This window comes from Kocuria kalidii (assembly GCF_044462225.1).
GTDB classification, from domain to species: Bacteria; Actinomycetota; Actinomycetes; order Actinomycetales; family Micrococcaceae; genus Kocuria; species Kocuria kalidii.
This window is the reverse complement of the sequence record NZ_JBISWJ010000107.1, coordinates 1-18,741: the sequence shown is the minus strand read 5'-3', so window position 1 is coordinate 18,741 and position 18,741 is coordinate 1. Positions and strand designations below refer to the sequence as shown.

The 18,741-nt window shown below is 74.4% G+C and carries 20 protein-coding genes; 11 read left to right on the top strand and 9 right to left on the bottom strand.

The window, feature by feature from the left end; translation table 11 throughout:
* The first annotated feature begins 163 nt into the window (after positions 1 to 163).
* The 3 genes from ACH9D3_RS15840 (at position 164) to ACH9D3_RS15830 (ending at position 2,726) form a co-directional block, all read left to right on the top strand.
* Positions 164 to 1,186 (top strand): ATP-binding cassette domain-containing protein, encoded by a 1,023-nt coding sequence (locus ACH9D3_RS15840; RefSeq protein WP_396411664.1) that lies wholly within the window; start codon positions 164 to 166, stop codon positions 1,184 to 1,186.
* Positions 1,183 to 2,019, top strand: a complete 837-nt coding sequence (locus ACH9D3_RS15835; protein ID WP_396411663.1) for an ABC transporter permease — start codon at positions 1,183 to 1,185, stop codon at positions 2,017 to 2,019. The genes ACH9D3_RS15840 and ACH9D3_RS15835 overlap by 4 nt, the downstream gene beginning before the upstream one ends.
* Positions 2,020 to 2,216: 197 nt before the next feature.
* Positions 2,217 to 2,726, top strand: coding sequence for an SRPBCC domain-containing protein (locus ACH9D3_RS15830; protein ID WP_396398264.1), 510 nt, complete (start codon positions 2,217 to 2,219; stop codon positions 2,724 to 2,726).
* Between the two features lie 77 nt (positions 2,727 to 2,803).
* Here ACH9D3_RS15830 and ACH9D3_RS15825 read toward each other — a convergent pair whose 3' ends face one another.
* On the bottom strand, positions 2,804 to 3,214 hold the full coding sequence (locus ACH9D3_RS15825; protein ID WP_396411662.1) for a VOC family protein: 411 nt from the start codon (positions 3,212 to 3,214) through the stop codon (positions 2,804 to 2,806).
* Between the two features lie 107 nt (positions 3,215 to 3,321).
* Between ACH9D3_RS15825 and ACH9D3_RS15820 the strand changes: the two genes are divergently transcribed.
* Positions 3,322 to 3,876, top strand: coding sequence for a dihydrofolate reductase family protein (locus tag ACH9D3_RS15820; RefSeq protein ID WP_396411661.1), 555 nt, complete (start codon positions 3,322 to 3,324; stop codon positions 3,874 to 3,876).
* A 56-nt stretch (positions 3,877 to 3,932) separates the two neighbouring features.
* On the opposite strand, the gene ACH9D3_RS15815 is transcribed toward ACH9D3_RS15820, so the two are convergent.
* The 6 genes from ACH9D3_RS15815 to serB all read right to left on the bottom strand — a co-directional run bounded on the left by ACH9D3_RS15815 (position 3,933) and on the right by serB (position 9,588).
* A complete protein-coding gene (locus ACH9D3_RS15815; RefSeq protein ID WP_396411660.1) occupies positions 3,933 to 4,691 on the bottom strand; it encodes an amidohydrolase family protein in 759 nt (252 codons plus the stop codon).
* Between the two features lie 102 nt (positions 4,692 to 4,793).
* Entirely contained in the window at positions 4,794 to 5,627 is an 834-nt protein-coding gene (locus ACH9D3_RS15810; protein WP_396411659.1) for a hypothetical protein, read from the bottom strand.
* 21 nt (positions 5,628 to 5,648) lie between these two features.
* Positions 5,649 to 5,924 (bottom strand): helix-turn-helix domain-containing protein, encoded by a 276-nt coding sequence (locus tag ACH9D3_RS15805; RefSeq protein WP_396398257.1) that lies wholly within the window; start codon positions 5,922 to 5,924, stop codon positions 5,649 to 5,651.
* A gap of 41 nt (positions 5,925 to 5,965) precedes the next feature.
* On the bottom strand, positions 5,966 to 6,631 hold the full coding sequence (locus ACH9D3_RS15800) for a response regulator (protein ID WP_396398256.1): 666 nt from the start codon (positions 6,629 to 6,631) through the stop codon (positions 5,966 to 5,968).
* The gene (locus ACH9D3_RS15795; RefSeq protein ID WP_396411658.1) at positions 6,628 to 8,502 is read right to left on the bottom strand and encodes a sensor histidine kinase; all 1,875 of its coding nucleotides are present in this window, start codon (positions 8,500 to 8,502) and stop codon (positions 6,628 to 6,630) included. The genes ACH9D3_RS15800 and ACH9D3_RS15795 overlap by 4 nt, the downstream gene beginning before the upstream one ends.
* 156 nt (positions 8,503 to 8,658) lie before the next feature.
* Entirely contained in the window at positions 8,659 to 9,588 is a 930-nt protein-coding gene (serB, locus tag ACH9D3_RS15790; protein WP_396398254.1) for a phosphoserine phosphatase SerB, read from the bottom strand.
* 106 nt (positions 9,589 to 9,694) lie between these two features.
* Here serB and ACH9D3_RS15785 point away from each other — a divergent pair, with 106 nt between their 5' ends.
* The 7 genes from ACH9D3_RS15785 to ACH9D3_RS15755 all read left to right on the top strand — a co-directional run bounded on the left by ACH9D3_RS15785 (position 9,695) and on the right by ACH9D3_RS15755 (position 16,804).
* Positions 9,695 to 10,480, top strand: a complete 786-nt coding sequence (locus ACH9D3_RS15785) for an ATP-binding cassette domain-containing protein (RefSeq protein WP_396411657.1) — start codon at positions 9,695 to 9,697, stop codon at positions 10,478 to 10,480.
* A gap of 68 nt (positions 10,481 to 10,548) precedes the next feature.
* Complete coding sequence (locus ACH9D3_RS15780) at positions 10,549 to 11,418, top strand: TSUP family transporter (RefSeq protein WP_396411666.1); 870 nt, start codon at positions 10,549 to 10,551, stop codon at positions 11,416 to 11,418.
* A 151-nt stretch (positions 11,419 to 11,569) separates the two neighbouring features.
* Positions 11,570 to 12,391: a TrmH family RNA methyltransferase gene (locus tag ACH9D3_RS15775; protein WP_396411656.1), complete on the top strand. Its 822-nt coding sequence runs from the start codon at positions 11,570 to 11,572 to the stop codon at positions 12,389 to 12,391.
* A gap of 172 nt (positions 12,392 to 12,563) precedes the next feature.
* Positions 12,564 to 13,118: an AMIN-like domain-containing (lipo)protein gene (locus tag ACH9D3_RS15770; RefSeq protein ID WP_396411655.1), complete on the top strand. Its 555-nt coding sequence runs from the start codon at positions 12,564 to 12,566 to the stop codon at positions 13,116 to 13,118.
* Between the two features lie 242 nt (positions 13,119 to 13,360).
* Positions 13,361 to 13,621 (top strand): type B 50S ribosomal protein L31, encoded by a 261-nt coding sequence (locus ACH9D3_RS15765; RefSeq protein ID WP_047802707.1) that lies wholly within the window; start codon positions 13,361 to 13,363, stop codon positions 13,619 to 13,621.
* A 136-nt stretch (positions 13,622 to 13,757) separates the two neighbouring features.
* On the top strand, positions 13,758 to 14,822 hold the full coding sequence (locus tag ACH9D3_RS15760) for a lipoyl protein ligase domain-containing protein (protein WP_396411654.1): 1,065 nt from the start codon (positions 13,758 to 13,760) through the stop codon (positions 14,820 to 14,822).
* Positions 14,823 to 15,040: 218 nt separating this feature from the next.
* A complete protein-coding gene (locus ACH9D3_RS15755) occupies positions 15,041 to 16,804 on the top strand; it encodes a glycosyltransferase (protein ID WP_396411653.1) in 1,764 nt (587 codons plus the stop codon).
* On the opposite strand, the gene ACH9D3_RS15750 is transcribed toward ACH9D3_RS15755, so the two are convergent.
* Both ACH9D3_RS15750 and ACH9D3_RS15745 read right to left on the bottom strand, forming a co-directional pair.
* Positions 16,753 to 17,706, bottom strand: a complete 954-nt coding sequence (locus tag ACH9D3_RS15750; RefSeq protein ID WP_396411665.1) for an oxygenase MpaB family protein — start codon at positions 17,704 to 17,706, stop codon at positions 16,753 to 16,755. The two genes, ACH9D3_RS15755 and ACH9D3_RS15750, sit on opposite strands and share 52 nt — an antisense overlap.
* Positions 17,707 to 17,916: 210 nt before the next feature.
* Positions 17,917 to 18,591: a hypothetical protein gene (locus ACH9D3_RS15745; protein WP_396411652.1), complete on the bottom strand. Its 675-nt coding sequence runs from the start codon at positions 18,589 to 18,591 to the stop codon at positions 17,917 to 17,919.
* Positions 18,592 to 18,741: the final 150 nt, after the last annotated feature.

Below are 18,741 nucleotides of genomic sequence, written 5' to 3'. Positions count from 1 at the left end.
GGCCCCGGGCGGCGCCCCACCGCCCTCGTGCCGCGGACTGGTACACCGTCCGCGGTGGATGAGATGCTCCTTCCGTCGTCGTCGATCGGACGGCCGGGCTCCGGGCACTCCACGGAGCCGACCGCGGAACAGGGGCGGGCCCGCCCCGGAACGGAGCTCCACCATGAGCGGTCCACTCATCGAGGTCGAAGGACTGACCAAGTCCTACCGGTCCCGCTCGCGCACGGTCCACGCCCTGGCCGGCCTCGACCTCTCCGTGCCGGAGGGGATCGTCAAGGGCCTGCTGGGCCCGAACGGAGCGGGCAAGACCACCGTGGTCAAGGTGCTCACCACGCTCATCACCCCCGACGCCGGGACCGCACGGATCGACGGGGTCGACGTGGTCGGCGACCCCGCCCGGATCCGGCGGATGATCGGCGCCTCGGGCCAGTACGCCGCGGTCGACGAGAACCTCACCGGGACCGAGAACCTGCGGATGGTCGGCCGGCTCTACCACCTGGGCGGGGCGGCCGCCCGCCGCCGGGCGGCGGAGCTCCTGGAGCTGTTCGGCCTCGAGGACGCCGGCGACCGCCCCGTCAAGGGGTACTCGGGCGGCATGCGGCGCCGGCTGGACCTCGCCGGGGCGCTGGTCACCCGGCCCCGCGTCCTGTTCCTGGACGAACCCACCACCGGCCTGGACCCGCGCAGCCGGATCGGTCTGTGGGACGTGATCCGGTCCCTCGTCTCGGACGGCACCACGGTGCTGCTCACGACCCAGTACCTCGAGGAGGCCGACCAGCTCGCCGACGAGATCTCGGTCATCGACGACGGGAGCGTCATCGCGGCGGGCACTCCCGACGAGCTGAAGACGCGCCTCGGTGGCCACCGAGTCGTCGTCGTGCTGCAGGACGGGGCGGACGCCGCGCGGGCCTCCGACGTGCTGGCCCGCCACGGGGAGGGCGCCCCCACGCGCGACGAGCAGGGACGCGAGCTCCAGGTCGCGGTCCGGGAGGGCCCGTCCGCCCTCCAGCGCATCCTCGCGGACCTCGACGCCCAGGGCGTGGGCCTGCACGACGCCGGAATGCGCCGGCCCACCCTGGACGACGTGTTCCTCTCGCTCACCGGGAGCCCGACCGCACCGCCCACCGGCACGGACGAGGACTCCGACGGCGCCGTGGCCACGGCCGGCGGGGGGCAGCTGCGATGAGCGCCCCCACCTTTGCCGGAACAGCCGGCCCGGGCGCCACGGTCGGCACCTGGGCCGCCGACGGCTGGACGATCACCCAGCGCAACCTGATCAAGCTGCGGCGCTCACCGGACATGCTGGTCTTCGCCGTGCTCCAGCCCGTCATGTTCGTCCTGCTGTTCAGCCAGGTCTACGCCGGGTCGATCCAGGTGGAGGGGACCGACTACACGCAGTACCTGATGGCCGGGATCTTCGGTCAGACCGTGCTCTTCGGCTCCACGTTCTCCGGGGCGGGCATGGCCCAGGACCTCAAGGAGGGCATCGTCGACCGGTTCCGGACCCTGCCGATGAGCCCCTCGGCGGTCCTGATCGGGCGGACCAACAGCGATCTGGTGCTCAACGCCGTGTCCATGGTCATCATGATCGGCACGGGCTTCGTGGTCGGGTGGCGGTTCACCACCTCGATCGGGTCCTTCCTCGCGGGGATCGCCCTGCTGCTGCTGTTCAGCTACGCGTTCAGCTGGGTCATGGCGCTCGTGGGCATGAGCGTGCGCAGTCCGGAGACCGTCAACAACGCCTCGTTCATCATCCTGTTCCCGCTGACGTTCATCTCCAACGCGTTCGTGCAGTCCCAGAACCTGCCGGGCCCGCTCGAGGCCTTCGCCAACTGGAACCCCGTCTCGGCGCTCGTGCAGGCCGCCCGCGAGCTGTTCGGCAACACCGGGTCCGCCCCCGTGCCGGACGTGTGGCCCATGCAGCACCCGGTCCTGACCGTGGTGGCCGGCAGTCTCCTGCTGCTCGTGGTGTTCGTGCCGCTGTGCCTGCGCAAGTTCGCCACGGTCAGCTCGCGGTGACCGCCGCACGGCCGTGTCGGAGCGGTCGGCGGTCGGCACCGCAGGCACTGCCCGGTCCCGCGGGCACGACCATGTCCGCCAGGTGGCGACTTCCGTCGGCCGCCCGCGGGTGCTATGCCTGAGGGACACGGTGCGGCACCGTCCGCGTTCCGCACACGAGCCGCTCCGCGCGGTGCGGAGCCCAGCAAGGAGCCACCATGACCCCACGGCCCACAGGACGTCTCGATCCGGACGGCCACCTCGTCCTCGCCCGGACCTTCCGCGCCTCGGGCGAGGACATCTGGGCCGCGGTCACGGACTCCGGCCGCCTCGCCCGGTGGTACGGGACGTGGAGCGGGGACCCGGCCTCCGGACGGGTCGAGGTGCTGATGACCGCCGAGGACTGGGACCGGCCCGAGACGCTGCTCATCCGCCGGTGCGATCCGCCGCGCCACCTCGCCCTCACGCTGGGCACCGCGGCCGACGCCTGGCGCGTGGACCTGGCCCTCGAGGACTACGGCGGGACGACCGTCCTGCAGCTGACCCACCGCTACCCCGACGCGGACGAGGTGGAGTCGGTCGGGCCGGGCTGGGAGTACTACCTGGACCGGCTGGTGGCCGCCGAGACCGGCGGGGACCCGGACGCCGTCGACTTCGACCGGGACTACCACCCCGCGATGGCCGGGCACTACCGGCCGCTCGCCGACCAGCTGCGGGCCCGGGCCTGACACCGCCCGCTCGCGCCGGGCCGGTCCTCCCCGCACGGTCCTCCCCGGGCGCGGACGACCGTGCGGGACCGGACGGCTCAGGAGCCGCCGACGCTGAACATCCAGTGGATGCCGAACCGGTCGGTGCACATCCCGAACAGACCGCCCCAGGGCGCCTCGTCGAGGGGCATGGTCACGGTCCCCCCGTCCCGGAGCGCCTCCCACCAGCCGCGCATCGCGGCGTCGTCGTCGCCGCTCACGGAGACGGACACGTTGTCCCCGACCGCCAAGTTCGTGCCGTTCGGGGTGTCGGAGGCCATCAGGACCAGTCCGGTGCCGGTGGTGAGCATGGAGTGCATGACCTTGTCCTGCTCCGCGGGGTCGTCGCTCGCACCGTACTCGCTGAACCGGCTGATCGACAGCTCCCCGCCGAACACGGACCGGTAGAAGGACATCGCCTCCTCGGCCGTGTCCCGGAACGAGAAGTAGGGATTGAGCAGCACGGGCATGTCCGGCCTCCGCGTCGATCGGTCGATGTCCCCCCATCATGACCCCGTGCGCGCAGCGGTGGAAGAGACCCTGGGACGCCGCCGACCGGGTGCGTAACCTGGGACGCATGGGCAGAACGCAGTACTACGTGGCCGCCAGCGCCGACGGCTACATCGCCGACTGGGAGAACCACCTCGACTGGCTCCTGCAGTACGGCTTCGAGGCCTACCAGGACCACTACGACGCCTTCGTGGCCGACGTCGGTGCGCTCGCGATGGGGGCGAGCACCTACGAGTTCGTCCTCGAGCAGGGGGACTGGGCCTACGGCGACCGGCCCGTGCGGGTGTTCACCCACCGGGACCTGCCCCGGATCGAGGGCGCGAACCTCGAGTTCGTCGAAGGACCCGTCGCGCGGCACGCCGGGGCCCTGCTCGCCTCCGCGGGCGGCCGGAACCTGTGGGTCGTGGGCGGGGGGCGGCTGGCGGCGCAGTTCGCGGACGCCGGTCTGCTCGACGAGCTGTGGCTGACCTGCATGCCGATCGTCCTGGGCGGCGGGCACCCCGTCCTGCCGACCAGCGCCGCGCGCGACCTGCGGCTGCAGCGCACCACCCACTTCGAGGGCGGGGCCGTGGAGCTGCGCTACGCGCTGGAGGGCCCGGACCGTCAGGTGTGGCCGGAGTAGTCGCCCTCCGCCGTCGGAGCCGCGCACGTCCGCCCCGGTGCTGCGGCGCCGGTGCCTCAGCCGGTGGCCGCGGGGCGCGGCAGGCCGTACCAGGCGGCGGCGTTGTGGTGCAGCACGGCGGCCGCGTCGTCGCGGCCCAGGGCGTCGACGATGAGTTCGGTGTCGCCGACCCGGAACGGGCGCGGCGCCCGGGTGCCCGGGAGGTCGGTGCCGAACAGCAGCGCGGTCGGGTCCACGGCGTGGATCCGGACCAGCGTCTCCCGCACGTCGAGGTCGACGCGGCCGAAGCCGGTGGCCTTGACCTTGACGCCGTGCCGGACCAGTTCGAGCAGCCGCGGCAGCCCGGCCGCGCTCATCCCGAGGTGGTCCACACCGGCCCGCGGCAGCCTCCGCAGGACGGGCGCGAGGTCCTCCAGGGCGGCGGCGTCCAGGTAGAACTCGGCGTGCCACCCCGCGAGGTCGTGCACCCGCCGGGCCAGCCGCTCGATGCCGGCCGGGTCCGCGGCCCCGCCCCGGCGCAGGTTGAAGCGCACCGCCCGCACCCCGGCGCGGTGCAGCTCGAGCACCCGCTCGTCCGGAACGGAGGCCGGCAGCTGGGTCACGCCGGCGAATCCCGGGCCCAGGTCCGCCAGGGCCGCGCACAGGTACGTCTGGTCGTGGCCCTGGAACGAGCCGCTGACCACGGCTCCGCCCACCACGCCCAGGCCTGCGACCCTCGACCGGTAGTCGTCCACCGTGAACCGCGGCGGGACGTACCCCTGGTTCGGCACCAGCGGGAACCGGGGGTCGATCACGTGCAGATGGGCGTCGACCATGCCGTCATCCCTCCCGGGGCCGTGCCGCGGCGCGCACCGGCAGCGGTCCGCCCGGGGATCGGTGCCGGCGCCCGGGACGCACCCGGGTCCGCTGCGGCTCCGTCACCGGGGGAGATGCCGGTCGAGCCACAGCGTCAGCCACATCCGCAGCCGGAGCTCGTCCCAGGTCGGGACGTCGACGACCAGCGCGGCCGGCCCGTACCGGTGGACCGACTCGACGCCGTCGCGGTCCGCGAGCTCGGCGACGAGCCGGTCGATCAGCGACCCGTGGCGATGCGCGAGGTCCTGGCGCAGACCCACGTCGAAGCAGTCCACCTCGGCGACCACGGTCACGAGCGGCTCCTGCGCGGCGGCCGCCTCCGGGCCCTCGCCGCGCAGCGCGGAGACCGTCCGCCGGGCGTGGGCGAGCATCTCCGCGCCGTCCATCGGCACGCGGCCGTGGGCGGCCTGGTAGACGCTGTAGAGCGGCAGGGCGGGGAGGAAGACCTGGTGGTGGTCACCCGCGAGCACCGGGCGGTTGAGCATCGGGTAGTCGCTCAGGCGGTGCTCCCCGATGCGCCAGTGCGCGTCCGGCACCGCGGCGGCGACGACCTCCGCGAGGTAGCTGACGAACCCGTCGACCAGGGCCAGGGCCCCGGCCGGCGGGTGCGGGTCCACGAGCATCCCGTGGCGGGCCCAGCTGGGCCACCGGTCACGGGTCGGGTCCTCGGCCAGCGTCCTCGGGTCGGTGCCCAGCTCCGCGCACCGCGCCGTGATCCACTCCCACACCTCCGCCACGGACCCGAGCGTGCCGTCCAGCAGGGAGGCCGGGTCCCGGCCGTCGTCGGCCAGGGCGGCACGCACCCGCCGCAGGGCCGGGGCGCGTTCGGCGACGAAGCGGGCCAGGGCCTCGTCCGCCTGCTGCGGGGTCATCCACTCGTAGAGCGTCGGTGCCATGGACGTGACTCTACGCCCGGGTCACATCTCGTACCGAGGCCACAGGCCGGTCCCCAGCCGCACCTCCAGGCGGGCGATCGTGTAGCCGTCCGGCCAGACCTGGCCGTCCAGGATCCGGGACAGCGCGGTGTGGTCGACGCCGGTCAGCGCCCCGACCTCCCGCAGGGTGAGCGAGCCCACGGCGGTCCGCAGGCTCACCGCGAACAGCCTCGCCCGCTCGGCGACCGGATCGCCGCAGATCTCGTCCGGCCACGCGTCGCAGTGTGCCTGTGGTTCCGGTCGTGTCCTGCTTGCCATGCCGGGAAGTCTAGGCACGGGCCCTGTGAATGGGCTAAACGTCAGGTGGCCGCGGGGCCGTAGCGGTGCTCGGGCCGGCCCGTGCTCCCGTAGCGCAGCTGGATCTCGACCGACCCGTCCTCGGCCAGCGTGGAGAGGTAGCGCTGGGCGGTGGCCCGGGAGACGCCGACCTTGCGGGCGATCTCCGCAGCCGAGAGCGCGACCCCCGGTTCCAGGGCCGCCAGCACCGAGGTCTCCGTCGCCGAGCGGGCGCGCTCCCCGGGGGCGGCGGTCTCACCCGGGTGCAGGGCGTGCAGGGCGCGGTCCACCCCCTCCTGCGTCAGCCCGTCGCGGTCGGCCAGGAGCCGGCGGTACCGCGCGTAGGCCCGCAGCGTGCGGGCCAGCGTCTCGTGGGTGAACGGCTTGATGAGGTAGGCGAGCGCGCCGCGGCGGACGGCGGTGCGCACGGACGCCGGGTCGGCCGCCGCGGTGAGCATGATGACGTCCACGTCCAGGGCCCGCAGCAGGTCCAGTCCCAGGGCGTCCGGCAGGTAGACGTCCAGCAGCACGAGGTCCGGCTGGTGCGCGTGCACGGTGCGCATCGCCTGCTCGGCGGTGCCCACCGGGGACAGTGCCGTGAAGCCCGGGACGGCGTTCACGAATCCGGCGTGCAGCCGTCCCACATGGAAGTCGTCGTCGACCACGAGGACCACCAGGTCGTCGCTCATCCTGCACCTCCTGCTCTGCCGGCGGACCGTTCGCCGCGGACCTCCGCACCGGGTCCGGGGTCGCGGACCACGGTACCGGGCAGGCGGGCGCAGAAGACGGCTCCCGGCCCGCCGGGGCCTCCGGCGTCGGCCACCCACACGTCCCCGTCGCGCCGGCGGGCCAGTTCCCGGCTCAGGGACAGCCCGAAGCCCTGGCCGTGGACGTCCGGCAGCACGTCGAACCGTGCTCCGCCGCCGTGTCCGGCACCGCCGTCCTCCGGCCCGTCGTCCCCGAGCGCGCTGTCCCCGGGCTCGCTGTTCCCGGCTCCGCCGTCGCCGGACCCGCCGGACGGGGCCGCGGTGGACCAGCCCTGGGCGAAGATCGGCTCGGCGTCCTGCACGGGGAGCCCGTCGCCGGAGTCGGCCACGACGAGGTGCAGCGTGCCCTGTCCGCCGTCCCAGTCGTCGAGCAGCTCGACCTCGACCCAGCGGTCCGGCGAGGTGCCCTGGACGGCGGCACGGACGGCGTTGTCCACGAGGCTGCCGATCACGGTGGTGACGTCCTGCGGGTCCGTGATCCGGCCGCGGACGAGCGTGTCCGCGCCGATGCGCAGCGTCACGCCGCGCTCGGCGGCCTCGACGCTCTTGGCCCCCAGGAACGCCTGCAGGTAGGGGTCCCGCAGCAGTTCGGCCCGTTCGGCCGGATAGGTCAGGGGCCCGGTCTCGGTCACCTCGCAGACGTAGCGGCGGGCCTCCTCCGGGTCGCCGATCGCCAGCAGCCCCGAGATGGTGTGCAGGCGGTTGGCGAACTCGTGGCGCTGGGCGCGCAGGGCCGTGCTGAGGGCCCCCACGGCGTCGAGCTGGCGGGTCAGGGACTGCAGCTCCGTGCGGTCCCGGATCAGCACCACCCAGCCCAGAGGCGGCAGTCCCGGGCGGGCCGGTCGGACGGCGCGGGCCGAGAGGATCAGCACGTGCCGTCCGACGACCTGCTCGACGGCGGGGGACGCCGGGGTGGCCGCGGCGAGCAGGGCGGGGAACACGGCCGGCAGGCCCGCCCCGGCCAGGGGTGTGCCCACCAGGCGGGCGGGGTCCGGCAGTCCCAGCAGCCGGCCGGCCTCCTCGTTCACCACCGTGAGGCGGTGCCCGGGCGAGACGCCGATGACACCCTCGTCGACCCCGCGCAGCACGGCCTCCTGGTCCTGGGCGAGCGCGACGATCTCCTCGGGCTCGAGGCCGAGCGTCAGGCGCTTCAGCCGGCGCGCGATCGCCGCGGAGGCGGCGGCCCCGAGCCCCAGGGCGCCGACGGCGGTGGCCGCCACCGGGGTGATGTCCTGCCGGAGGCTGGCCAGCACGTCCTCGCGGGAGATGCCCACGCTCACCGCGCCCACCACGGCGGAGTCCGTTCCCGGCGCGTACACCGGGACCTTCGCCCGCGCGGAGTGCCCCAGGGTGCCGCGCTCCTGGCTGGTGACCTCCCGGCCGGCCAGTGCCTCGGTCGGGTCCGTGCTGACGGGCCGGCCCAGCTGCTCGGGATTGGGGTGGGCGAGCCGGAGGCCGGCGTCGTCGGTGACGACCACGAACAGGGAGTCCGTGCGCCGCCGGACCTCCTCGGCCGAGGACTGGAGGGAGCCCCGGGCGAGCACGTCCGGGTCCAGGTCCTCGGGGCCGGCCTCGACCAGCTCGGCGACACCCGCCCGGACGTCGTCGGTGGCGGCCACGGACCGGGCGATGGACAGGGCCTGGTGCTCGGCGTCCCGGCCCAGGCGCTCGTAGGTCAGCCAGCCGTAGACGCCCCCGCAGAGCGCGACGACGACCGTCACCACGGCCAGGTGCAGCAGCATCATCCGGGCCAGGAACCCGGGGCGCTGCCGGGGCGCACCGGTAGGCGTCACTGTCCCTCCTCGGGCCCTGGGCGGTCGTGGACGTCGCACCGCCCGTGATGCACCCCACTCTACGACCCGCGGCGTGCGCGCACGGGGCCCCGGTGCCACGGAGCGCGACGGACGGGCGGGACGGACGCGGGGGAGGGGTGAGCGGGTGCCGGGGTCTCAGACGTCGGTGAAGAAGCGGACCGCGTCCAGGTTGGGCAGGCTGATCTGGGCGTCGGCGGCCGCACGCAGGGCGGGCTTCCCGTTGAAGGCCACGCCGAGGCCGGCGGCCCTGATCATGTCGATGTCGTTGGCTCCGTCGCCCACCGCGATGACGTCCTCGGGGGCGACGTCCAGCTCGTCGGCCCAAGTCCGCAGGCACCGCTCCTTGACGGTCTGGTCCACGACCTCGCCGAGCAGCCTGCCGGTGAGCTTCCCGTCGACGACCTCGAGGACGTTGGCGGCGTGCCGGGTGAGCTGGAGCTGCTCGGCGAGCGGATCGAGGACGCCCAGGAAGCCCCCCGAGACCGCGGCGACGGCGTGGCCCTCGCGCAGGAACGCCTTGACGAGCACGTCCGCGCCGGGGGAGAGCCGCACGGCGGCATGGACCTCCTCGACCACGGAGGCGGGCAGCCCCGCGAGGGTCTCGACCCGTGCGTGCAGGGACTCGGCGAAGTCGAGCTCCCCGCGCATGGCCGCCTCGGTCATGGCGGTGACCTCGGCCTCGCGTCCGGCGTGGGCGGCGAGCAGCTCGACGACCTCCTGCTGGATGAGCGTGGAGTCGACGTCCATGACGAGCAGCTTCCGCCGCGTGGCGTCGAACAGGGTGGTCGGCACGACGTTGACGTCCACGCCCGGCAGGAGCTGGGTCAGCGGGTCGGGGCGCAGGGCGGCGAGCAGGGCGGTCGCGTCGGAGCCGTGCACGAGCGCGGTGAAGGCGTTGTAGCCCGGGACCCCCGAGTCCGGGCCGGCCGACCCGGGGCCGGTCACCCGCACGGTGGAGAAGCGCTCGACCTCGGCACCGGCGTCCTGCACCAGGGTGAGGATGCGCTCACGGGCCTCCGGGTCCGGATTCTGGGCGAACGCGATCACGGCGAGGTCGGTGGTCATGCGGTCAGTGTATCCGTGCGCCGGGGCGTGCCCGTCCGGTGACGGGGGACGGCGCGGGGTCGGGGGCAGGGGGAGCGTCCGCCGCCGGTGCCCTAAGGTGGCGGGTATGAGTGCTGTGGTGGAGATGGTGGACGTCAGCGTGGTCCGTGGCCAGAAGACCCTCCTGGAGTCCGTGGACTGGATCGTCAACGAGGGCGAGCGGTGGGTCGTCCTGGGGCCCAACGGCGCCGGCAAGACCACGCTGCTGTCGATCGCCGCGGCCCGGCTGCACCCCACCCGGGGGATGGTGGACATCCTCGACGAGATCCTCGGCGCGGTGGACGTCTTCGAGCTGCGTCCCCGGATCGGGCTGAGCTCCACGGTGCTGGCCGCCCAGATCCCCGAGGCGGAGACCGTGCGCAACTGCGTGGTCACCGCCGCCTACGGCGTGACCGGGCGGTGGATCGAGAACTACGACGACGCCGACGAGGCCCAGGCGCAGGAGCTCCTGGACGCGTGGGGGATCGGCCGGCTGGCCGAGCGCCGCTTCGGCTCCCTGTCCGAGGGGGAGCGCAAGCGCGTGCTCGTCGCCCGGGCGCTGATGACCGACCCCGAGCTGCTGCTGCTGGACGAGCCCGCGGCCGGCCTGGACGTGGGGGGCCGGGAGGACCTGGTGGCACGGCTCGACGAACTGGCCCGGGACGAGACCGCGCCCACCGTCGTCATGGTCACCCACCACCTGGAGGAGGTGCCCGACGCCTTCACCCACGCGCTGCTGCTGCGCGAGGGCCGGGTCGTGGCCTCCGGGCCCGTGCAGGAGGTCATGACGCAGAGGAACCTCTCCGAGACCTTCGGCCTGCCCCTCAAGCTGGTGAAGGTCGGCAACCGCTACGCGGCGTTCGCCCGGTCCTGACCGCAGCACCCTTGCCCTCCTCCGTGCCACTGTCACTGCCCTCGTCCGTGCCCTCGTCCGTGGAGAGCATGGGCGACGCCGTCACCGGCCTGCTCGCCGGCCTGCCCTTCGAGCCCTGGCAGGTCGGGCTCATCCTGCTGGCCGGCGTGTGGGCCGGGCTCATCAACACGATCGTGGGCTCGGGGACCCTCGTGACCTTCCCCGTGCTCGTGGCCATGGGCGTCCCGCCGGTGACCGCGACCATGTCCAACGCGATGGGGCTCATCGCAGGCAATCTCACGGGGGCCTGGCACTACCGCGCGGAGCTCAGGGGCGTCGAGCGGACCCTGCTGAAGCTGGTCCCGATCTCCGCGGTGGGCGGGGTGGCCGGCGCCGCGCTGCTGCTGCACCTGCCCGAGTCCGTGTTCGGCTACGCGGCCCCGGTGCTCGTCGTCGTCGCCCTCGGCTTCGTCGTCCTCCAGCCGCGGCTGCAGGCCGTGGTCCGCCGCCGCAAGGAGCAGCAGGCGGACGCGGCGCAGGCGGCGGCTCGGGCCCGCGGCGAGACCCCCCGGCCCCTGGACCCCGACCGGGCGCCCCAGCCGATGACCCTCTACGTCCTGGTGCTGCTGACCGGGGTGTACGGCGGCTACTTCGTCGCCGCCCAGGGCGTGCTGCTGCTGGGCGTCCTGGGCGTGTTCCTGCTCGCCTCCCTCCAGGCCGCCAACGCCGTGAAGGTCGTGCTCGTGGCCGTGGTCAACATCGTGGCCGCCGTCTCCTACGTCCTCTTCGCCCTCGACCGGATCGACTGGTGGGTGGTGCTGCTCATCGCGGTCAGCTCGAGCCTCGGGTCCTGGGCCGGCGCCAAGATCGGCCGCCGCCTCCCGCCGCCGGTGCTGCGCGCGGTCATCGTGGTGCTCGGCGTCGTCGCCCTCGTCACCCTCGTCGCCCGGCTGGTCTGAGCCGGGGCCCGGGAGGGGGAGGCCACCGCGGCCGCTACGATCGTGGCGTCCACACCGTTCACACCGTCCACACCGGCCACGTCCCCCGCCCCACCGGCCCCGTCCCCGGCGCACGCCCCGCCACGACCCCGCCTCGACCGGAAGAGAGCCCGTGACCGACTTCCCCCACCTGATCCGCCTCGAGAGCGCCGAGGACCCCCGGGTGGCCGACTACGCCCGCCTGACCGACGTCAAGCTCCGGCGCAGGCTCGAGCCCGAGCGCGGCATGTACATCGCGGAGTCCTCCAAGGTCCTGCGCCGGGCGCTCGCCGCCGGGCACGTCCCCCGGTCCTTCTTCATGGCCGAGAAGTGGCTCGAGGACCTCGCGGACGTGCTGGCGGAGCACCCGGACGTCCCCCTGTACGTCGGTGCGGACGCGGTGCTCGAGCGGATCACGGGCTTCCACCTGCACCGCGGGGCGATCGCGGCCATGCAGCGCCCGGAACCGGTGGCGCTCGAGCAGCTCCTGGCGTCCTCGCGGCGGGTCGCGATCCTCGAGGACATCGTGGACCACACCAACGTGGGGGCGATCTTCCGTTCGGCCGCCGCGCTCGACGTCGACGCCGTGCTCGTCACCCCCCGCTGCGCCGACCCGCTGTACCGGCGCTCCATCCGGGTGTCCATGGGCACCGTGTTCCAGGTGCCGTGGACGCGGCTCGAGCACTGGACCGCCGACCTGCAGCGGGTCAAGGACGCGGGATTCACCACGGCGGCCCTCGCCCTGGACGAGGACTCGATCACCCTCCAGGAGCTGTCCGCCCGCCGGGAGGACAAGCTCGCCCTGGTCCTCGGCACGGAGGGGGACGGGCTCGGCGCCGCCACCGTGCACCACGCGGACCTGACCGTCCGGATCCCGATGTCCCACGGCGTGGACTCCCTCAACGTCGCCGCCGCCTCGGCCGTGGCGTTCTGGGAGACCCGCCCGGGACGGTAGGGCCCCGGCCGCTGCGCTCAGCCGGCGGCGACGATAACGGTTGGTCCGTCATTCCCCGCCCGACCAGTGCCGTTGGCGACTGCGAAGACTATTCTGGAGGGGTCTGCGAGGCCCGGTCCGTCAAACCGCGGCACCAGCCGGCGTCCGGGGGCAGACGGACGGAAGGTGTGTCATGAAGAAGCTGTTCTCGTCGTCGGCGGCACTGCTGCTGGCCGTGGGGGCGAGCCTGGTGGTCCCCGGCTCCGCGGGCGCCACCGAGCCGTACTGCGGCATCACCTGGGGGTCGACGGGCGAGCAGTCCGTCTCCAGCCCCCTCAACGAGACCTACCTCGTGGACGTCCGGGCCGGCCGCCACGAGTGCTTCGACCGGCTGGTCGTCGACATCGAGGGCTTCACGGGCACCTACTCCGTGGAGTACGTCGACGAGGTGACGGGCATCGGGTCCGGCCTGCCGATCCCGCTGCGCGGGGACGCCGAGCTGAGCATCCTCGTGGAGTCCCCGGCCTACGACGAGGACGGCGACCCCACCTACGACCCGGACAACCAGCGTGAGCTGGTGGACACCACGGGCTACGAGACCTTCCGCCAGGTGGCCTGGGCGGGCAGCTTCGAGGGGCAGTCCAAGATCGGCCTGGGCGTGCGGGCGCGCCTGCCGTTCCGGACCTTCTTCCTCACCGGCCCGGGCGAGACCACGCGGGTGGTGGTCGACGTCGCCCACCGGTGGTGACGGCCACCGCGGACCGACAGGGTCCTGTCGGCCGGCGGGACGGGGGCGGACCGGCCGGCCCCCGTCCGGCCGGGGCGTGAACTGCGGGCGGGGATCGGCTAGACTTCATCGCTGGTGCCTCCCGCCGGGTCGCCTCCGCGCGCTCCCGTGAGGGCCGAGCGGACCGACGACGACGGCGCACCGCCCACCGAGCGAAACCGTGACTGGCAAAATCCAGGCACCGACGAAAAGGTTTGAACCCCATGAAGACTGACATCCACCCGGACTACCACCCGGTCCTCTTCCGCGACCTGGCCTCCGGCAAGACCATCCTGACCCGTTCCACCGCCACCTCGCAGAAGACCGAGACGTGGGAGGACGGCAACGAGTACCCGATCATCGAGGTCGAGATCTCCTCGGAGTCGCACCCGTTCTACACCGGCAAGCAGCGCATCATGGACTCCGCCGGTCGCGTGGAGCGGTTCAACGCCCGCTTCAAGAACTTCGGCAAGTCCGGCAGCTGACGTTCGTCCCGCTCGCGGGGCCCCGCACCACCGCACGCAGGCCCGGACCGCTTCGGTCCGGGCCTGCGGCGTGCCCGGGCACCCGGGCGTAGGCTGTCCCGGGGCCACCGGCAGCACGGACGACGGGAGGACGCGGATGGCGCAGGAACGGCGGCACGGGGATTTCAAGGTGCTCGGCGGCAAGCTCGTGGTCGCGGACGTGGGCGTCGTCGACGGGCGGCTGACCGACGTCTCCGTCAACGGGGACTTCTTCCTGGAGCCCGACGAAGCCCTCGAGGACATCAACGCGGCGCTGACCGGCCTGGACGAGCACGCGTCCCAGGACGAGATCGTCGGGGCCGTCGACGCGGCCCTGTCGGACGACGTCGTGCTGTTCGGCTTCTCCCCGCAGGCGATCGCCACGGCGGTCCGCCGCGCTCTGGCCCACGCCACCACGTGGGGAGACCACGAGTGGGAGGTCATCCCGCCCACGGTCCGGCCCACCCTGGAGAACCTCGCCCTCGACGAGGTCCTCGCCCGCGAGGTCGGCGCCGGCCGGCGCCCACCCGCCCTGCGCCTGTGGGACTGGGAGGAGCCCTCCGTGGTGATCGGCTCCTTCCAGTCCCTGCGCAACGAGGTGGACGCGGACGGGGCGCGGCGCCACGGCGTTTCCGTGGTGCGCCGTGTGTCCGGCGGCGGGGCGATGTTCATGGAGGCCGGCAACTGCATCACGTACTCGCTGTACCTGCCGCAGACCCTCGTGGACGGACTCAGCTTCGCGGAGTCCTATCCGTTCCTCGACCAGTGGGTGATGCAGGCGTTCCGGGAGATGGGACTGGAGGCGTTCTACGTCCCGCTCAACGACATCGCCACGGAGCACGGCAAGATCGGCGGGGCGGCGCAGAAGCGGTTCGCGGGCGGCGGCATGGTCCACCACGTGACGATGAGCTACGACATCGACGCGCGGAAGATGACGGAGATCCTGCGGATCGGCCGGGAGAAGCTCTCCGACAAGGGCCACCGCTCGGCCGAGAAGCGCGTGGACCCGCTGCGCCGGCAGACCGGCATGTCGCGTGCCGACGTCGTGGACAAGCTCATGGAGGTCTTCGCGGAACGCTACGGGGCGGTGGCGGGCGCCGTCCGCGACGCCGAGCTCGCCACCGCCCACGAGCTGGTGGCCACGAAGTTCGCCACGCCGGGGTGGATCGCCCGGGTGCCCTGAGACCCCCTCGGGGAGCAGCGCCCGGCCCCGGGAGCGACGGCGCGGGAGGAGGATCGCCGTTTCGCAGGACGATCCGGGCCGATGTGTTGCTAGGCTGAGCTCTGACGATCAGTGGTTCCGCGGCCGCACCCCCCGGTCGGCGGCGGACCGACTTCCCCCGCCCGTTGCACGCCCCGTGATCGACCGGGACGGCCCCTCTTGACCCCCGCGAGAGAGCCATGCCGCACACCCCCCGCCCTTTCCGTCCGGACGACGAGCCCGAGGCCTTCTGCCCGCCTCCGGCCCGCGTCCTTCCCGCCGGTGCGGCACGCCCGGCCGCACGCGTCCTGCTGCGCAGTCCCTGGCCCGAGGCCGGGGCGCGCGGCCTGGGCCCGGACACCGCCGTGGACCGGCGGCTCGATGCCCGGATCCGGCGTGCCCGTCTCGGGCGACCCTCGCCGCGCACGGCCCGCCGTCTCGCCGAGGTCGCCCTGTCGGCCGGGCGCGTCGCCCAGGCCGACGAGCTCCTGGCGCAGGTGCCGCCCGGCACGAAGGACCTCGCGGGCACGAGGGCGCGCCGGCACCGCCATGTCGGCCGGATCTCGGAGGCCGTGACCGAGCTGCGCCGCGCCGTTGCCGCCGGCAGCGCCACGCCGGGGGAACGGCGCCGGCTGCACCACTACGAGGACGAGCTGCGGCTGCTCTCCGGCTGGCGTCCCGGGCTCACTCCCGTGGTGGGCTACCGCCCCGAGCCGGCGTCGGTGCTGCACGTGCTCCCGTGGACCGCACCGCAGGGCCGGGCACGCCGCGCTCCGCACGCCCACGCCCTGCTCTCGGCGACGGTGGCCCAGGGCTGGACGGTGACCGCCGTGACGCGGCCCGGCCCCGTGCCGCCCACCCGGCCGCCGCGCGCGGCGGACGCCGAGGTGCTCGACGGTGTCTCCTACCACCGGATCCCACCGGTGCGGGGCACGCCCACCGTGACGGCACGCCTGCAGCACGAGGCGCAGGCCCTGCTCGGGCTCGCGCTGCGCGTGCGGCCCGCGGTGCTGCACACCACGAGCCGGGCCGGCAACGCCCTCGTCACCCGCGCCGTCGCGGAGGCCCTGGGCATCCCGTGGGTCTACGAGGTGCGCGAGCTGCCGGCCGACCGCTGGGCCTCCTCCCGCCCGGCCGAGGCCGCCACGAGCGAACGTCACCGGCTCGGCTCCGCCCGCGAGGTCGAGGTCCTGGCGGCCGCCGCCGATGTGGTCACCGCCAGTCGTGCGATGCGCGAGCGGGTGCGGGACCTGACGAGGTCCCTGCCGACCGGCCCGGTGCCGGTCCGGGTGGCGCTCCCCGCCGTCGGCGGCCCCTATCTCGCGGATCCCCGCCCGCCGGAGGAGGCCCGCCGGGTGCTGGGACTGCCGCGGACGGCCAGGGTCGTGGGCGCGGTCGCGGACCTGGTGGAGCACGAGGGCCTCGACGACCTGCTGCGTGCGGCGGCCCTCGTGGCCGCCTCGGTCCCGGAGCTCCTCGTGGTGGTCGTGGGCGACGGCCCGGCCCGGCCCGAGCTCGAGAAGTTGGCCGACGAGCTGGGTCTGCGCGAGCGCGTCCGGTTCACGGGGCGGGTCACGGACGAGCAGGTGGTGCTGCACCACCAGGCGTTCGACGTGTTCGTGGCCGCCCGCAAGGACCGTGCGGTGACCCGGGCCGCGGCCCCCACCGAGACCGTGGAGGCCCTGGCCACCGGCACGCCCGTGGTCGCCTCCCGGCTGCCCGTCCTGGCCGAGACCGTCGACGACGGCATCACCGGGATGCTCACCCCGCCCGGGGAGCCGGGGACCCTCGCCACGGTTCTCCGGATGATGCTCGAGTGCCCCGCGGTGCGCCGCTGCCTCGGCGGCGAGGGCCGGCGCCGGGCCGTGCCGGCGCGGACCTGGCACGCCGTGGCCTCGGACGCCGCCGAGTCCTACGACCAGCTGACCGGTGGGACCGGGTCCGCCGAGGAGGCCACCGCCTGAGCGGGAGGATCTCGGAGCGCTCCGAGCCGCGCCAGCCGCCGCCGGGCGGCGAGCTCGCTGGGTCCGTGCTCGCCGAGCGCTCTGCCGACCACGGCGAGCGTGAGCCCCGCGAGCCGGCGGGTCGGCAGGGGAACGGGGCCGAGGCCGGTCGGTTCCAGGCCCAGCAGGGCCAGCCGCTGCGGGGGCAGGGAGTCGACCACGGCCGCAAAAAGGGCCCGGTAGCCCGGCAGGAGCAGGGGGTCCAGGGGCGGTCGCCGCAGGAACTGCACGACGTCGCGCACCCGCGGGCCGCCGGTGAGGCGCCCCGCGAAGTCCGCCATCCGCGCGTCCAGCTCCGCCTCGGAGCGCGGCGGGGACGCCACGCCCATCAGCTCGCCCGCGACCGCCCACTCCCGCACGTAGGCGTCAGGCCCGCCGGGGATCGGTCCGCCCCAGCGCTGGTGGGACCGCAGGAACGCGTCGGTGAACGCCAGGTGCACCCACTCGGCGAGGTCGGGGTCGTTGGCGCAGTACTCGCGCGGCGCGCCGTCGGCCCCGGTGTAGGTGCCGCGCACGCTGTCGTGGATCCGGCGCACGTGCGCGGAGGCCCGGCGAGCGGCCGTGGTGTCCCCGTAGGTCACCGTGAAGATCCACCGGATCGTGCCGGCCAGGCGTCCCAGCGGGTCCCGCCGGTAGTCCGAGTGCTCCACCACGCCCGCCAGCGCACCGGGATGGAGGGCCTGGGTCAGGAGCGCCCGGACCCCCGCGGGAATGGTGGACATCGACCCGTGGACGGCCCACACGGCCGAGCCGGGCCGGAAGTACCCCGCGTCCTCGCCGTCCTCGAGCGCCAGCTCCCAGTCCGGCACGCGGTCGGCCCGGCCCGCGAACGTCAGCCGCAGCCGGTCCCGCAGCGGTGTCATCAGTCCCACGTCTGCTCCTCGTCCCGGGCCGCGTGTCCTGGGCGTCCCGTGGAGCCATCATGGCGTCCGCCTCCGACACCCGCGTCCGAGACCCGCTGCGCGCCCACCGGGCGGGAACCGGGGCCGGCGGGCATCAGGGCGGGGGCGCGAGCGGGCGGCGAACGGCCGCCGGGTCCGTCGCGGCCACGGTGCCCCGGCCTGCCGGGCGGGTCAGGGCTGCTCGGGGCCCGCGCCGACCAGCGAGGCCAGGGGCGCCCCGCCGAGGAAGTCCACGAGACCGGGGGAGCGGGTCACGACCGTCTCCTGGTAGCGGCCCGGGAGCTCGGGGTCCTTGCCGATGACCAGCTGGTCGACGTCGTCGTCCAGGAACATCGACATGGTCATCCGCAGCAGGTCCAGCGCGGCGTCGTCCTGCAGCCAGTCGCGCACCGCGCCGGGCAGCCGCACGGTGCCGGCGGTGTCGAGGACGAGGTCCACGAAGCCGGGGGAGTCGCTCTCCGTCCATCGCGCGGAGCACGCGGCCGCGACCGCCCCGACGGCCTCCACCGCCACGGTGACCACGATGGTCGCCGCCATCAGCGCCGTCTGGCTGCCCTCGGCCCGCAGCCGGTCCCGGCCCTTCCGCCAGCGGCTGGTCCGGGTGCGGTCGACCACGAGGTACTCCAGCAGCAGCTTGCCCTCGCACTCCTCCAGGAAGGCGACGGTGACCGTCTCGGTGGGGGCGTCCCCGCGGACCGTGGTGTACGCCCGGCGCAGGAGGTCCTGCAGGGCACTCGAGCCCCGGCCGAGCGTGTGCGCCGAGAGGCTGACGGGCCGGCCGCGGTGGTCCAGGCAGCGCACGACGATCGGGACGCGTGCCACCGTGGTGGCGAGGGCTGTCTGCACGCTGATCTCGGCCTTCCTGCGGGTCCGGGGGAGTGACCTCCATCATAGATGCACCCGCATGGTGCGGGTCCCGCGACCCGGGTCGCCCGTTGTGGGGACAACGGCCCCTCTCACCAGCGGCAACGGCCGGTCGGGCGGTGTCGACGCGCC

Excerpts from the sequence above, each read along its gene's own strand:
- ACH9D3_RS15840 (WP_396411664.1), top strand. The coding sequence starts at position 164 with ATGAGCGGTCCACTCATCGAGGTCGAAGGACTGACCAAGTCCTACCGG.
- ACH9D3_RS15835 (WP_396411663.1), top strand. The coding sequence starts at position 1,183 with ATGAGCGCCCCCACCTTTGCCGGAACAGCCGGCCCGGGCGCCACGGTC.
- ACH9D3_RS15830 (WP_396398264.1), top strand. The coding sequence starts at position 2,217 with ATGACCCCACGGCCCACAGGACGTCTCGATCCGGACGGCCACCTCGTC.
- ACH9D3_RS15825 (WP_396411662.1), bottom strand. The coding sequence starts at position 3,214 with ATGCCCGTGCTGCTCAATCCCTACTTCTCGTTCCGGGACACGGCCGAG.
- ACH9D3_RS15820 (WP_396411661.1), top strand. The coding sequence starts at position 3,322 with ATGGGCAGAACGCAGTACTACGTGGCCGCCAGCGCCGACGGCTACATC.
- ACH9D3_RS15815 (WP_396411660.1), bottom strand. The coding sequence starts at position 4,691 with ATGGTCGACGCCCATCTGCACGTGATCGACCCCCGGTTCCCGCTGGTG.
- ACH9D3_RS15810 (WP_396411659.1), bottom strand. The coding sequence starts at position 5,627 with ATGGCACCGACGCTCTACGAGTGGATGACCCCGCAGCAGGCGGACGAG.
- ACH9D3_RS15805 (WP_396398257.1), bottom strand. The coding sequence starts at position 5,924 with ATGGCAAGCAGGACACGACCGGAACCACAGGCACACTGCGACGCGTGG.
- ACH9D3_RS15800 (WP_396398256.1), bottom strand. The coding sequence starts at position 6,631 with ATGAGCGACGACCTGGTGGTCCTCGTGGTCGACGACGACTTCCATGTG.
- serB (WP_396398254.1), bottom strand. The coding sequence starts at position 9,588 with ATGACCACCGACCTCGCCGTGATCGCGTTCGCCCAGAATCCGGACCCG.
- ACH9D3_RS15785 (WP_396411657.1), top strand. The coding sequence starts at position 9,695 with ATGAGTGCTGTGGTGGAGATGGTGGACGTCAGCGTGGTCCGTGGCCAG.
- ACH9D3_RS15780 (WP_396411666.1), top strand. The coding sequence starts at position 10,549 with ATGGGCGACGCCGTCACCGGCCTGCTCGCCGGCCTGCCCTTCGAGCCC.
- ACH9D3_RS15770 (WP_396411655.1), top strand. The coding sequence starts at position 12,564 with ATGAAGAAGCTGTTCTCGTCGTCGGCGGCACTGCTGCTGGCCGTGGGG.
- ACH9D3_RS15765 (WP_047802707.1), top strand. The coding sequence starts at position 13,361 with ATGAAGACTGACATCCACCCGGACTACCACCCGGTCCTCTTCCGCGAC.
- ACH9D3_RS15760 (WP_396411654.1), top strand. The coding sequence starts at position 13,758 with ATGGCGCAGGAACGGCGGCACGGGGATTTCAAGGTGCTCGGCGGCAAG.
- ACH9D3_RS15755 (WP_396411653.1), top strand. The coding sequence starts at position 15,041 with ATGCCGCACACCCCCCGCCCTTTCCGTCCGGACGACGAGCCCGAGGCC.
- ACH9D3_RS15750 (WP_396411665.1), bottom strand. The coding sequence starts at position 17,706 with ATGACACCGCTGCGGGACCGGCTGCGGCTGACGTTCGCGGGCCGGGCC.